The sequence below is a fragment of the Shewanella sp. genome (assembly GCF_041630135.1).
Taxonomy (GTDB): Bacteria; Pseudomonadota; Gammaproteobacteria; order Enterobacterales; family Shewanellaceae; genus Shewanella.
Genome location: NZ_JBFKLW010000003.1, coordinates 48,803 through 63,603 on the forward strand (window position 1 = coordinate 48,803; position 14,801 = coordinate 63,603).

Consider the following 14,801-nt stretch of genomic DNA (forward strand, 5'->3'; position numbering starts at 1 on the left):
AGGATCTACCACTAAAATTTTCCTCGAAAATCGTATGGTTTAGTAATAAACTGCGCGCCATGACCTTGGTCACAAAAATTTCCCGGGGTCATACGTCGGAAGCATCCATAAAATGAATAAAGCGCTGCCATAGACGCTTAAGGAAACAGCAACATGGCCTTGAAAGATGCAATGCCTTCAGTACTGCTCGAAAACGTAGTCAGTTTGATCCATTCCAAAGTCCCGAATTCACAAGCAAAGCAATTAGAACAGTTTGCTACCTGCCTCTATGCCCACATGTCAAAAGATGACCTCCATGCCCGCACAGACAGTGACCTCTACGGTGCTGTGCTGAGTTTGTGGAATGCGCTGGGCAAGACCAAAGCAGGTGAAAGCCATATTCGCGTATATAACCCAAGTCAGGCCAAACATGGCTGGCAGTCATCACATACGATTATTGAGGTTATCCAGACGGATATGCCATTTTTGACCGATTCGCTCGGTATGGCGTTGAATCGTATTGGCGTGACCACCCATATGATGCTGCATACACCACTTGCTATCAGTCGCAGTGAAGCGGGTATCGACAGTGTTGCTTTTGTGAAGGACAGCCCGGAAGATGCCGACAAGGTTGCCGTATTCCTGATTGAAATCGACCGTCAGAGCTCTGAAGCTGACTTGAAGAAACTGCTGGGTGAAATCCAGTCGGTTCTCTCAGATGTGAGCGCTGCAGTAAGCGATTGGCAGGTGATGTCTGAAAAGCTCAAGCAGACCATTGAGGAGTTGCCCAAGCGTCCATTCCCGGGTGCCAAAGAAGAGCTTGATGAAGCTGTCGCATTCCTGACTTACCTGAATAACCACCACTTCACCCTGTTGGGTTATCGTCAATACGATTTGAAGCGTGTTGAAGGCGATATGGAGCTGGTGCCAAATCTCGAATCCGGTTTGGGGCTGATGAACAAGCCCGGTAAGCATAAGGTTGAGAGCCTGATGCTGTCGACTCTGTCTGACAATGCCCGTAAAGAAGCTCTCGATAGCTCACTGCTTATTCTGACCAAAAGCAGCACCAAGAGCCGTGTACACCGTCCGGCATATGTCGACTACATCGGCATCAAGCGTTTCGATACCAAGGGTAATGTAGTGGGTGAAGACAGATTTGTCGGCCTCTACGCCTCTAACCTTTACAACCGCAGTCCGCGTGAAATTCCGCTGCTGGCACAAAAGGTACAGCGTGTCCTGGATAATTCTGGTCTGGTGCCCAAGTCACATGATTACAAGGCTCTGGTGAATATCCTGGAAAACCTGCCCCGTGATGAGATTATTCAGTCCAGTGAAGAAGAACTGGCACACGTGGCTCACGGTGTACTTGAAATGCAGGATCGCGACAAACTGAAACTGTTTGTACGCAAAGACGGCTTTGGTCGTTTCCTGTCATGTCTCGTGTATGTTTCCAAGGACAGATATAACACCAAGCTGCGTCAGGACACGCAGCGTATTCTGGCACAGCACTTCCAGAGTAAAGAAGAAGTGGAGTTCACCACTTATTTCTCTGAGTCCATTCTCGCCAGAACCTACTACATAGTGAAAGTCGATAACAATAATATGGATGTAGATGTGGCCACCATTGAAAACAATCTGATTGAAGCCGCCCGCAGCTGGGAAGACAAGCTGTATGCCTCACTTAATCACGCCATGGGCGAAGAGCAGGGTAACCGCCTGTCCAAGCGCTACCTGACTGCGTTCTCACGATCTTACAAAGAAGATGTGTTGCCTAATGCCTCAGTGGTGGATATTCAGCAGCTCGAAGCGCTGGACGAAGAACACAAGCTTGGCATGTTGTTCTACCAGCCACAGGAAGCGGCACTTAACAGCAACAAGGTACGCCTGAAGCTGTTCCATAAGGATGAGCCAATTCACCTGTCCGATGTACTGCCAATGCTGGAGAACTTCGGTCTGCGGGTGATTAACGAACGTCCGTATGAAGTGAAAACCCCCGATGGTGCCACCTTCTGGATCCTGGACTTCCTGATGATGGTGACCGGTGGCAACACCGAAAACCTCGCCGACAGTCAGGACAGATTCCAGACTGCGCTGGCTCAGGTGTGGAATAAGAAGCTGGAAGATGACGGCTTCAACCGCTTGGTGCTGTCTACCGGTCTTGCCGGTCGCGAAGTCTCTATTTTGCGTGCCTATGCCAAGTACATGCGTCAGATTGACGCCACCTTCAGCCAGGCCTATATCGAGCAAACGTTCGCCCGCTATCCCGAAATTGCTGATCTGCTGGTGAAAATGTTCATCCGCAAGTTCAATCCAAAACTGAAGACCCGCACTCTGACCAAGTTCCAGGAGCAGTTGAACCTGCGTTTGGAAGATGTGGCGAGTCTCGATGATGACCGTATCATCCGCCGCTATCTGGACCTGATCAACGCCACAGTGCGAACCAACTTCTACCAGACCAATGCGGCCGGAGAAAGCAAGGACTACATCTCCTTTAAGTACATTCCACGTATGATCCCCGAGATGCCAAAGCCACTTCCGGCATTTGAAATCTTTGTCTACAGCCCAAGAGTGGAAGGCGTGCACCTGCGTGGTGGTAAGGTTGCCCGTGGTGGTCTGCGCTGGTCTGATCGCCGTGAAGACTTCCGTACCGAAGTACTGGGTCTGGTGAAAGCACAAAACGTTAAGAACACTGTGATTGTGCCTGTGGGCGCCAAGGGTGGCTTCGTGTGTAAGCAGCCTCCCATGGATGGCAGCCGTGAAGCCTTCTTTACCGAAGGTCAGGAATGCTACCGCATCTTTATCCGTGGTCTGTTGGATGTAACAGACAACATCATCAACGGCGAAATCGTACCGCCGGTAGATGTGGTGCGTCACGATGAAGACGATGCCTACCTGGTAGTGGCTGCTGACAAAGGCACCGCGACTTTCTCTGACATCGCCAATGCCATTTCTATCGAGTACAACCACTGGCTGGGTGATGCTTTTGCGTCAGGCGGATCCAACGGTTATGACCACAAAAAGATGGGGATTACCGCCAAGGGTGGCTGGGAATCCGTTAAGCGCCACTTCCGTGAAATCGGCATTGATTGTCAGACAACCGACTTTACCTGTTTGGGTATAGGTGACATGGCCGGTGACGTATTCGGTAACGGTATGTTGCTGTCTGAGCACACCTGCCTGGTGGCCGCATTCAACCACATGCACATCTTTATCGACCCAACGCCGGATGCGGCCGCAACCTTTAAAGAGCGTCAGCGTCTGTTCGACTTGCCACGGTCCAGTTGGGATGATTACAACCGTGAACTTATCTCAAAAGGCGGTGGCATCTTCCTGCGTAGTGCCAAGTCCATCACTCTGAGCCCGCAAATGAAGGCGATGCTCGGTACCGACAAGTCTGCCATGAATCCTACAGAGCTCATCAAAGAGCTGCTCAAAATGGAAGTGGACCTGATTTGGAACGGCGGTATCGGCACTTATGTCAAGTCAGCCCGTGAAACCAACGCTGAAGTGGGCGATCGTGCCAACGACGGTCTGCGGGTGAATGGCCGTGATGTGCGTGCCAAGATCATCGGTGAAGGGGGCAACCTGGGTTGCACTCAGCTTGGCCGTATCGAATACACCATGAATGGTGGCCGTATGAACACCGACTTCGTGGATAACGTAGGTGGTGTGGATTGCTCTGATAATGAGGTTAACATCAAGATTTTGCTGAACGCCATGGTGGCTGAAGGCGAAATGACATTGAAGCAGCGTAACCGTCTGCTGGAAGAGATGACCGATGAAGTCAGTGAAATCGTATTGCAGGATTGTAAGGATCAGACCCGTACTATCTCTGTAACTCAGGTTCGTGGCGCTGAACAGCTTAAAGAACAGGTTCGTTTCATCCATTATCTTGAGAAAGAAGGCAAACTCGATCGCGCGCTGGAATTCCTGCCAAGCGACGATGAACTGGCAGAGCGCCTTGCCGCTGGTAAGCCTCTGACCCGTCCTGAGCTGTCGGTATTGGTTGCCTATGCCAAAATGGTGCTGAAAGAGCAACTGGTCACCCCAGAAATTACTGAAGACAGCTTCCTGTCCAAGTTATTGGTGAGCTACTTCCCGCAGAAACTGCAGGAGCTTTATGCCCACAAGATGACCAGCCATCCACTGCGTGGTGAAATCATTGCCACTTCTCTGGCTAACGAGCTGGTAAACGACATGGGTCTGAACTTCGTTCAGCGTATGCAGGATGAGACTGGTGCCACAGTGGCCGAAGTGGCGATTTGCTACAGTATGGCTCGCGAAGTCTTTGGTTTGGCTCAGCTTACCAAGGCCATCAGTACTCAAAACGGTGTCGTTCCAGCAGTGGTTCAACTCGAGATGCTGCATCAGTTGCGCCGCAATGTGCGCCGCGCCTGTCGCTGGTTCCTGCGTCACAGAAACCGTAATAACAGCATCGAGCAGACAGTGGCCTTCTTTAAGCCAGTATTCGATGAGCTGAAAGCCAATGTGCATCAGTACATGGTGGCTGAAGAAGTCGAGGCTATCAGTGCTGAAGTACATGCTTTGGAAAGAGAGCAGGTTGACAGCGATGTGGCCAGGGTTATTGCCAATATGAGCACCTTGTTCTCGGCACTGGATATTGCCCAGATTGCCCAGAATGAAAGCAAGCCGGTTGCTCTGGTTGCCGAAACCTACTTCAGGTTGGGTGCCAAGGTTGAATTACACTGGTTCCTCGAGCAGATCAGTGCTCAGCCGGTTGCCAACCACTGGCAGGCGTTGGCCCGTGCCGCTTTCCGTGAGGAGCTGGATTGGCAGCAGCGCGCTCTGAGCTCAGTGGTACTGCGTACCTGCAGTGATACCTGTACTGCGGATGCCATTATTGAAAGCTGGATCGACGTAAACCGTGTGCTGCTTGAGCGCTGGTTCCATATGCTGGCTGACTTCAAGACTACGCAAAGCCATGAATTTGCCAAGTTCTCGGTCGCTCTGCGCGAGCTTAACCTGCTGATCCTTCATTGCGAAGGTCACAAGTAAGCGTATTGCAGCTAATCAAGCCCTGGCAATTGCCGGGGCTTTTTTTGGCTAAAAACACAGTGCTGCTGTAAACTGTGCGCCTTACCCTGCAGGCAGCCTGGCCTCATGACCAACGAACATTAAAATCCAAGGAGATCCAATGTTTTACAAAATCGCGCAGTCAGTCATGTTTCAAATGGATCCTGAGCGAGCCCACAATCTGGCCATAGGCAGCCTCAAGCGTACCGCCAATACCCCGTTAACGGCCTTTTACGCCCAGTCTATTGCCCGTAAGCCTGTGACTTGCATGGGGATCACCTTTCCAAACCCTGTGGGTTTGGCTGCAGGTTTGGATAAAGACGGTGAAGCGATTGATGCGTTTCACGCCATGGGATTTGGTCATGTAGAAGTGGGTACTGTAACGCCACGTCCTCAGCCCGGAAACGATTTGCCGCGTCTGTTCCGCTTGAAGCCTGCCAAAGGCATTATCAACCGCATGGGGTTCAACAACAAAGGTGTCGATAATCTGGTGGCCAATCTCAAGGCCAAGAAAACCGATATCCTGGTTGGGGTGAACATTGGTAAGAATAAAGATACGCCGGTGGAAGAGGGCAAAAATGATTACCTGATCTGTATGGACAAGGTATATGCCTACGCGGCATATATTGCGGTAAACATTTCGTCACCAAATACGCCGGGATTGCGTACTTTGCAGTATGGCGATCTGCTCGACGATCTACTGGCCTCCCTTAAAGCAAAACAAACTGACCTGGCAGAAAAGCACGGAAAATATGTGCCAATTGCCCTTAAAATTGCCCCGGATCTGACTGAAGAAGAAATTGCCAGCATTGCACAATCTTTGATCAAAAATAAATTTGATGCTGCCATTGCCACCAATACAACGTTAAGCCGTGATGGCGTAAGTGGTCTTGCCAATGCGAATGAAACCGGTGGTCTTTCAGGTAAGCCTTTGACTGAATTATCAACTAAGGTCATTAAACAGTTGGCAACTGAATTAAAAGGGGCGATCCCGATCATAGGAGTTGGTGGGATCAATTCTGCTCAAGACGCAATGGCTAAATTTGATGCAGGCGCAACCCTGGTTCAAATATATTCAGGCTTTATTTATCAGGGGCCAAAATTAATAAAAGACATAGTTCAAAGCTATAGTTCAAAATAACAGCAAAAGGATCGCGAAAGCGATCCTTTTTTCTTCATGCCGATCCGAAACGATCGATTTATGATCAGATTGTCTTCTCTAACGCATTGTTAACTAAGTCATATCGCAGGAAAAAGTTTTTGATATTGGGTAAATAATCATCTATGATGCTCTTGATAAACTAATTTGCGGGTATACGTTATGTTATTAATGCCACAAACGGATTGGCAATGGAGATATAACGATGCTTACGGTGTATTAAGCGTTTCGTTAGGTTTGGAAATGGAATTTCTGACTCCTTACAAAGCCAAGCTCCTTATTCCGGATGCGTTGGGTAATATGGAATTTAGCGTTGAACACGCCAAGTTCTATATAGACTTGCTTGACCGTGTGCAAAAACGCCTGAAAATTACTGATGCCGCTGCTGTTCAAATTACACTCAATGCAACAGCTGCACATTTTATGCTCAAACCTCAAATGCCCAAGTCCTGGTTTTTCGAAGCCAGTGACATTTGTGTTTTCGCCGATATGGGTAAGGTGTTTGAACTTAAATGCCATGGTGAACGCCATTTGGTAATGGTCGTTGAAAACGGTTTACAGGCAGCGTTGGTTATGTTGCTGGGGAAAGCATGTGATTTAGGTGACGGTAAACGTCTCGGGCAATTTGAAACCATCAAGGTGATGCATAACCGTTTGCATGAGCCCCGTATTAATCGCCAAACCGTGGCCGCCTGATTAAGCCGGAAGCTAACTGGATAATTTCTGCTATCGCTTGTTGTCTCGCAAATATTCTAAAGGACGCCATCGGCGTCCTTTTCCTTTTTACAGCTTTTAACTGTTCCAACGCCATTTTTTAAACCGGTAAACAAATGACCTATGTTACTGGCATGGTGTAATCGCGCTCGCCATAATAGGCCAAGACTAAGTGGAGAGACTGTTATGAATATGGGCATGTTGGCGTTACTTATTCCGATTATCGCTGTAACCGGTGGGTTCATACTGCAATTTATGCGGCTGCGAGAGCGGCAGCAACGCCTCGGCAGCGAACAACGAGCCGAGTTCGAGGCATTGCGGGACGAAATCCTTGAACTCAAACAGCGAATTCAGGTGCTGGAAACCATAGTCACTGACGAAGGGTTTGATGTCGGACGACAAATTAACCGGATGAAGGGCGAATAATAGTGCAGGGCAAAGCGATGGATAAAGGAGTTGATTACCTGAATGCAGCTTGAGCGAATGCAGCGGAGTCAGGCAAGAGTGCGTCAGGGCCCTGATCACCGTGACGGTGAACAGGTGACTTTTCTAGACGTGAAACAGCACTTTGGCCTCGGTCATGTGCGTGTTGGCCGCTGGGTGAGCCGCAGTGAGTCACTGATAGCTGCCAATATGGTATTTGATGCGCTGGCGGATTTAGCTCTGGTATTGGGATTGCCGCCGATAGCGTTGGGGCTGAGGGAGCAACTCAACCTGGCTTTTGGCCACGGCGGACAGCAGGGGGTTATGGCCCACTATTCACCTTGTGAGCGCACGTTGGCACTTGCCAAACACGCTGGAGCCGGAGCACTGGCCCATGAGTTCTGGCATGCCTTTGATCACTATATTTGTGGCCTTGCCATGGATGTAGGCCGCGGAGTTAACGGACGATTTGCCAGTGAGCTTTGGCTTAAAGATGTACCTCTGCTTTGCCACCCGCTTAATGACAGACTGGATGCACTGTTCCGGTGCGTGCTGTTAAGCCCCGACGGTGAGCAGCCAAGCGACTATATGTACCGTGCAATTACGTTGGATAAATCCGTTGGCCGGCTCTATTTTTCCCATCCGTCTGAATTAATGGCGCGTGCCTTTGAAGCTGCGATAGAGACCCATGCTGTATTTGAATATGTTGATATGCAAAGCGGTGAAATCAGTCCCAAATGGCTTATCAATCCCTATCTGGTGACTGGTACGGAAAATAGTGCGTCAGTACATGGTATAACCAGTCGCCAGTGGGGCGCCATGCCTGTCGGCGCCTTTCCCGATAATCGCCATCGCCAGGCCATTATGCAGCAAATTCAGGCCTATTTCGGCTTGCTTGGCAAGGCACTTGAGAAACGACAACGAGGATCAACATGATGCAAGTAGTAATCACCGGAGCCAACCGAGGTATAGGTCTAGCACTGACTGAGCTTTATTTGACCGCTGGCTGCGATGTGGCAGCCTGTTGCCGTCATCCGGATGAAGCAAAGGCATTGCATGCCCTGATGGACACTAATGAAGGGCTTGAACTGTTTGAGCTGGACATCAGCTCTGCCGACGCTATTGCCGTTGTTGGAGACGCGTTGGCAGGCAGGCCTGTCCACCGGTTAATCAATAACGCAGGCTACTATGGCCCCCGCGGTGTGATGCGTGGGAACACTCCGGAAGATGAATGGCATACGCTGTTCGCCGTGAATTGTATTGGTCCGATGAAGCTCGTGGAAGCGTTGACCGATGGCTTGTGTCAGGGGCAGGGCGTTATCGCCAACCTGACCTCAAAGATGGGCAGCATGGCCGATAACGGCAGCGGTGGCGCCTATTTGTATCGTTCTGCCAAAGCGGCGCAAAATGCAGTCACTAAGTCCCTGGCGATTGATTTTGCGCCTTTCAAAGTCAAAGCGGTGGCACTGCATCCGGGATGGGTGAAAACTGACATGGGCGGCCCGGGTGCTTTGATTGATACCACTACTTCGGCTCAGGGGTTATATCGGGTGATTGAAAGTTTAACTGCGTCACAAAGCGGTGGTTTTTTTGATTATCAGGGCAGGATTATTCCTTGGTAAGTATGCCATCTTATTGATGTTAATCATGTTCTTTTATTGAGTCTCGCGGCAGGCTATGTCAAACTCAAGACTGAGTTTACATATGATTAACAATGCGGGAGGCACCATGGGGTCTTGGTCAATGCGAGCCGGGAAAGGCGGCATATGGGGAGTCGCAGCGCTGTTGGCGCTGGGTTTAACGACTCAGGTACAGGCGGGGGCGGGCGACTTTAAATCCGGCCCCTTGATTGAAGGCTATGGTGAGGTCGCCACCAGGGTGAAGCAAACTTATCCTGTTCCAAAGGATCAGCACTTTAGAGTGGCGTTTGACCTGGGTAATCAGAGTGAGCCTGGCAAACTGAATCGCGGTATTGAAAGCCTGGCGCGGTTTCTGAATATGCATGCTGCAGCAGGCGTTAATCCCGACAACATTAAGTTGGCGTTGGTTATTCATGGCAAAGCGGTTTTTGATGTGTTGGATGACGATGCCCATTTCAAAAAGCTTGCACGGGGCAACAGCCATTCGGTATTGCTCAAAGCGTTAATGAATAACGGCGTGCGCATTATGGTGTGCGGACAAACTGCCTCTTACTATGGCATCGACAATAATTTGCTGTTCCCGGGGGTTGAGATGTCTCTGTCAGCCATGACCGCCCATGCACAGTTGCAGCAACAAGGTTATAGTTTAAATCCGTTTTGACTGCGGTAGTTTAATCGATAAGTTCCAAAGCACTGGCCCGGCCGGTGCTTTTTGTTTGGCATGGGGTGGGCGGGTTACCGGCGAATGGATCTTTGAGCCATAGAAAAAAATAAACCATACAAAAATCAGGAAGCCCAGCGCGAGAAAGTAAACAGAATAAACATGGCAAACTGAATGAGACAGTTTTGGCTATCTATTTGGGGGGAGTACTTTAGAAAAGTGGTTGCGGGAGCCGGATTTGAACCGACGACCTTCGGGTTATGAGCCCGACGAGCTACCATGCTGCTCCATCCCGCGTCCGGATGTTGATGCAATCAGTTTAAATTCTTAATTGAGGAATTGGTTGCGGGATCTGGATTTGAACCGACGACCTTCGACTCTATTATTAAGAGTGAGCCCGACGAGCTACCATGCTGCTCCATCCTGCATCCGATTATTTGCTGTTTTTTTTGAGTCTTTCTGCCAGCCAGAAAGTTGGTTGCGGGAGCCGGATTTGAACCGACGACCTTCGGGTTATGAGCCCGACGAGCTACCATGCTGCTCCATCCCGCGTCCGAATTGTCACGGCTTCTTCTCTTGTTAAAGAGTGCTTCAGGCTCTGTATTTCAGCCCTCAGCGTCGAAGCGGGGCGAACTATAACTATCCTGAAATCCAATTACAAGGGAAATTCCCGGATTTGTGTGTAACTGCCCAAATATCCTGCAAGCTGAGGGGGATTTAAGCAGAAGCTGAAGGAAATTGCTCCAGCGGCGTGGCTCCTGCCTGATAAAGCGCCGCTTTAGGCTGCGCCGCCCAAGATTGCTTATCTTTTAAGGGGCTAAACGGGTATAATGTGCCCTTTGATTTTCTGCAGGCGTAATTTCGATGTTTAACTTTTTTGCCGCTGCCCCCAAGGGCTTTGAATATGCACTCGCCAAGGAGCTTGAAGCCCTGGGCGCCTCTGAGGTGCGTGAGAGCGTAGCAGGTGTTTATTTCAGTGCCAATCTGGAGCAGGGCTACCGCATTACTCTGTGGAGCCGACTGGCAAGCCGTATTGTCATTATCCTGTTCAATGGTGAATGTGAAACTCCTGAGCAGCTCTATAACGCGGCGTACAGCATCGATTGGCCTGCCCATTTTTCCAATCGCTGCACCTTCAGCATCGATTTTCATGGCACCGGCGGTTTTATCAAAAACAGCCAGTTCGGTGCGCTTAAGATAAAAGACGCCGTGGTCGATCGTTTCCGTGATGATGAACTGTCACGCCCGGACGTGGTGAAAGGTAACCCGGATATTCGCATCGACGCCCATTATGGCCGTGGCAAAATTACCATAGGCCTTAATTTCTCAGGTCCGGCACTGCACCAGCGTGGTTACCGTGGTAATACGGGCGAGGCGCCGCTGAAAGAGAACCTGGCGGCCAATATGCTGTATCGCAGTGGTTGGGCCGAGAATCCAACTGCTTTGCTTGACCCTTTCTGTGGCAGTGGCACAGTACTGATTGAAGCGGCCATGATGGCCTGTGATATGGCGCCCGGGCTGCTGCGTGAGCGTTTTGGCTTTGAGCACTGGCACCGTCATAACTCAGCGATCTGGACTCAGATTAAGGAAGAAGCCAAGGCTCGCGCTTCTTTGGGTAAAAGCCGTTGTCAGCTCAAGTTTTATGGCTCGGATATTGATTCGCGGGTTATTGCGCTGGCCAAACGTAATGCCAACGCCGCCGGTGTGTTTGAATTTATTGAACTCAAAGTTGCCAATGTGCTGAACATTGAACCGCCGGTTGAAGGCGGTATGCTGCTGACCAACCCGCCCTATGGCGAGCGTTTGGGCAACGTGACCAGCTTGCTGCAGCTTTACTTCCAACTGGGTGAAAAGTTTAAGCAAAGCTTCGGTGGCTGGAAACTCGGTCTGCTGTGCAGCGATATGGAGCTGGTGTCATCACTTAAACTGAAAGCAGACAAGCAGATGAAGATGTTTAACGGCGCGCTGGAGTGTGCCTTTAACCTGTACATCCTGCATGCCAACAGTACCCGCCGTGAAGTGGCTCCCGAGCAGGCGAGCCAGGGCGGTGAAATTGCAGCACCTTTTGCCAATCGTCTGAAGAAAAACGTCAAGCAGCTGGAAAAATGGGCCAAGCGTGAAGGAATCGACAGCTATCGCCTGTACGATGCCGATATCCCTGAATACAACGTGGCGGTGGACAGATACCTTGATTACGTAGTGGTGCAGGAATACGCCGCGCCATCGTCCATCCCTGAAACCGTGACCAAGCGCCGTCTGACCGACGTGCTGCTGGCCCTGCCGCGGGCGCTCGGTATTGACCCCGAAAAGATTGTGCTCAAGACCCGTGAGCGCCAGAAGGGCACCAATCAGTATCAGAAGCTGGATGCCGAGAAGCTGGAGCTGACCACCACCGAATACGGTTGCCGCTTTAAGCTTAACCTCAGTGATTATCTGGATACTGGCCTCTTTCTGGACCACCGACTGACCCGCAAACTGGTGGGCGAAAAGTCTAAGGGCAGGGATGTGCTGAACCTGTTTGCCTACACCGGCAGCGCTTCTGTGCACGCAGGTAAAGGTGGCGCCAAGTCGGTGACCACAGTGGATATGTCCAATACCTACCTTAACTGGGCAAAAGATAACTTTATGCTCAATGGTCTGGTGGGTCGTCAGTATTATTTCGAGCAGGCTGACTGCCTGCAGTGGATCCGTGATTGTCAGCAAAAATTTGATCTGATTTTCATCGACCCGCCGACTTTTTCTAACTCTAAGCGTATGGAAGATTCTTTCGATGTGCAGCGTGACCATGTGGCCTTGCTGGTGTCGCTTAAGCGTTTGCTCAATCCCGGCGGCGAAATCCTGTTCTCCAACAACAAACGCAAGTTCAAGATGGATATGGAGGCGCTGAACGCCGAAGGGCTTAAGGCGGTCAATATCGATGACAAAGTTCTGCCGATGGATTATGCCCGCAACCCGCAAATCCATAACTGCTGGGTAGTGACCCATGGCTGAGTTTATTTTGTATCACACTGACGGCTGTCATCTGTGTCATCAGGCCGAGGCATTGCTGTTGGATGCCGGTCTGGCCTATGAACTGGTAGATATCTGTGACGATGAACAGTTGGCAGAGCGTTATGGCGTACGCATTCCGGTTGTGCTGCGTACCCTGGATTCAGCAGAGCTTGGCTGGCCCTTCGACAGCGAAGCGCTTGCCTCTTTCAGTGAAGCTGCCGCTTAAAAAGAAACAGTGTTCCTGCGAACACCAGTGTAAAGGATGTTGATGTGAGTCTTGTTCGTATCACCAATGGCTCTTTGGCCTATGGTTACATTCCCCTGCTTAAAAATGCTGACCTCAGCATTGAGGCCGGTGAGCGAGTGTGTATTGTCGGTCGCAATGGTGCCGGCAAATCCACCTTGCTTAAACTTATCGATGGCGAGTCCCATCTTGACGATGGTGAGCTGAATATTGCCACCGACGTGCGTATCAGCCGTTTGCAGCAAGATCCGCCCAAGGCGGAGTCGGGCACAGTTTATCGCTATATTGCCCAGGGCCTGAAAGAAGTGGGCGATGTGCTGGACCGGTATCATCAGTTGTCTCACGACCTGGCTTCTGCAGATTCAGTCGCACAGGAGCGGATGCTCAAAGAAATGGAAGGCTTGCAGGCTAAGCTTGACCATCTGAATGGCTGGCAGCTCGATAGCCGCATTCAGGCGCATTGTAAACGCCTTGGACTGGATCCGGACAAGCCGCTGAGCGAACTTTCCGGTGGCTGGCAGCGTAAAGTGGCACTGGCCCGCGCGCTGGTGAGTGAGCCGGACCTGCTGCTGCTCGACGAGCCGACCAACCACCTAGATATAGATACCATCGAGTGGCTGGAGCAGTTTCTGCTGGGCTTTAAAGGCGCTATCGTGTTTATCAGTCACGACCGCGGCTTTATCAGTCGTATGGCCACCCGCATTCTGGATCTCGACCGCGGCGTGGTGACGTCCTGGCCGGGTTCCTATCAGGCTTATCTTGAAGGCAAAGCTGAATGGTTGCGTCTGGAAGCTGAAGCCAACGCCCAGTTCGACAAGAAGCTCGCCGACGAAGAAGTGTGGATCCGTCAGGGGATCAAGGCCCGCCGTACCCGTAACGAAGGCCGGGTAAGGGCGCTCAAGGCGCTCAGGATGGAGCGCAAAGAGCGTATTAACCGTCAGGGCAATGTGCGCATGGCGGTGGCTGAAGGTGAGCGCAGCGGCAAGCTGGTGTTTGATGTTGATAGCCTGAACTTCAACCTCGCCGACAAAGATTTGGTACGCGATTTTTCCGTGAGTGTGATGCGTGGCGACCGTATTGCGCTGATTGGCCCCAATGGCTGCGGTAAATCGACCCTGATTAAACTGCTGATTGGTCAGCTGGAGCCTCAGTCCGGTAATCTGAAAACCGGCACCAAGCTGGAAATTGCCTACTTTGACCAGTACCGCGAAAACCTCGACGAAGAAAAAACCGTCGAAGAAAACGTGGGAGAGGGCAAACAGACGGTAACCGTCAACGGCAATGACCGCCATATTCTGAGCTACCTGCAGGACTTCTTATTTTCTCCTGCGCGGGCCCGGACCCCGGTGAAGGCGCTGTCAGGCGGGGAAAAGAACCGTCTGTTGCTCGCCAGACTGCTGCTGCGCCCGGCCAACCTTATCATTCTCGATGAGCCCACCAACGATCTGGATATCGAAACGCTGGAACTGCTGGAGTCCATGCTGGCTGACTATGATGGCACCTTGCTTATTGTCAGCCACGACCGGGCCTTTATTGATAATACCGTGACCAGCAGTTGGTGGTTTACCGGCAATGGCCGCTGGGCCGAATATGTGGGTGGCTATCAGGATGCAGTGGCGCAGGGAGCCAAATTCTACGTTGCAGCTGCGGAACCCGAGGGGCAAAAGAGTGTCCAAGCTCAGACAGCTGTGGTAAAACAGCAGCCTGAAGTGAAAACGCAGAAGAAGCTGTCTTACAAATTGCAGCGGGAGCTGGAAGCCCTGCCTGAGCGGATGGAGCAGCTCGAAGCCGAGATTGAGGCGCTGCAACAGGAAGTGAATACCCCCGAGTTTTATGGGCAGCCTCAGGACGCGGTCAATGCCCGTCTGAGTTTGCTCGGTGAGAAAGAACAAGAGTTAGAGCTTTGCTTTGAGCGTTGGGAAGAGCTCGAATCAATGAAGTAAACCTATTAAAATT

At 51.0% G+C, this 14,801-nt stretch carries 10 protein-coding genes and 3 tRNA genes; 10 read left to right on the top strand and 3 right to left on the bottom strand.

Annotation, left to right across the window (positions count from 1 at the left end; genetic code table 11):
* The first annotated feature begins 153 nt into the window (after positions 1 to 153).
* The 7 genes from ABYK60_RS01515 (at position 154) to ABYK60_RS01545 (ending at position 9,610) form a co-directional block, all read left to right on the top strand.
* The gene (locus tag ABYK60_RS01515; protein ID WP_372870160.1) at positions 154 to 4,995 is read left to right on the top strand and encodes an NAD-glutamate dehydrogenase; all 4,842 of its coding nucleotides are present in this window, start codon (positions 154 to 156) and stop codon (positions 4,993 to 4,995) included.
* 139 nt (positions 4,996 to 5,134) lie between these two features.
* Positions 5,135 to 6,154 carry a quinone-dependent dihydroorotate dehydrogenase gene (pyrD, locus tag ABYK60_RS01520; RefSeq protein WP_372870161.1) on the top strand — a complete coding sequence of 340 codons (1,020 nt, stop codon included), beginning with the start codon at positions 5,135 to 5,137 and terminating at the stop codon, positions 6,152 to 6,154.
* A gap of 180 nt (positions 6,155 to 6,334) precedes the next feature.
* Entirely contained in the window at positions 6,335 to 6,868 is a 534-nt protein-coding gene (locus tag ABYK60_RS01525; RefSeq protein ID WP_372870162.1) for a cell division protein ZapC, read from the top strand.
* Positions 6,869 to 7,072: 204 nt separating this feature from the next.
* Entirely contained in the window at positions 7,073 to 7,312 is a 240-nt protein-coding gene (locus ABYK60_RS01530; RefSeq protein WP_372870163.1) for a hypothetical protein, read from the top strand.
* 42 nt (positions 7,313 to 7,354) lie between these two features.
* Positions 7,355 to 8,245: a CLCA_X family protein gene (locus ABYK60_RS01535; RefSeq protein ID WP_372870164.1), complete on the top strand. Its 891-nt coding sequence runs from the start codon at positions 7,355 to 7,357 to the stop codon at positions 8,243 to 8,245.
* Positions 8,242 to 8,931 carry an SDR family oxidoreductase gene (locus ABYK60_RS01540; protein WP_372870165.1) on the top strand — a complete coding sequence of 230 codons (690 nt, stop codon included), beginning with the start codon at positions 8,242 to 8,244 and terminating at the stop codon, positions 8,929 to 8,931. The genes ABYK60_RS01535 and ABYK60_RS01540 overlap by 4 nt, the downstream gene beginning before the upstream one ends.
* A gap of 106 nt (positions 8,932 to 9,037) precedes the next feature.
* The gene (locus ABYK60_RS01545) at positions 9,038 to 9,610 is read left to right on the top strand and encodes a DsrE family protein (protein ID WP_372870166.1); all 573 of its coding nucleotides are present in this window, start codon (positions 9,038 to 9,040) and stop codon (positions 9,608 to 9,610) included.
* A 220-nt stretch (positions 9,611 to 9,830) separates the two neighbouring features.
* Here the strand turns inward: ABYK60_RS01545 and ABYK60_RS01550 are convergent.
* From ABYK60_RS01550 to ABYK60_RS01560, 3 genes are all read right to left on the bottom strand, one after another.
* Positions 9,831 to 9,907: transfer RNA gene (locus ABYK60_RS01550), tRNA-Met, on the bottom strand.
* A 43-nt stretch (positions 9,908 to 9,950) separates the two neighbouring features.
* A tRNA-OTHER gene (locus ABYK60_RS01555) sits at positions 9,951 to 10,038 on the bottom strand.
* A 47-nt stretch (positions 10,039 to 10,085) separates the two neighbouring features.
* Positions 10,086 to 10,162 (bottom strand) — tRNA-Met (locus ABYK60_RS01560).
* A gap of 312 nt (positions 10,163 to 10,474) precedes the next feature.
* Here ABYK60_RS01560 and rlmKL point away from each other — a divergent pair.
* The 3 genes from rlmKL to ABYK60_RS01575 are packed head-to-tail and all read left to right on the top strand — an operon-like array spanning position 10,475 to position 14,788.
* A complete protein-coding gene (gene rlmKL / locus ABYK60_RS01565) occupies positions 10,475 to 12,601 on the top strand; it encodes a bifunctional 23S rRNA (guanine(2069)-N(7))-methyltransferase RlmK/23S rRNA (guanine(2445)-N(2))-methyltransferase RlmL (protein WP_372870167.1) in 2,127 nt (708 codons plus the stop codon).
* Entirely contained in the window at positions 12,594 to 12,827 is a 234-nt protein-coding gene (locus tag ABYK60_RS01570) for a glutaredoxin family protein (protein WP_372870168.1), read from the top strand. Before rlmKL ends, ABYK60_RS01570 begins: the two co-directional genes overlap by 8 nt.
* Positions 12,828 to 12,871: 44 nt before the next feature.
* Entirely contained in the window at positions 12,872 to 14,788 is a 1,917-nt protein-coding gene (locus ABYK60_RS01575) for an ABC transporter ATP-binding protein (protein WP_372870169.1), read from the top strand.
* Positions 14,789 to 14,801: the final 13 nt, after the last annotated feature.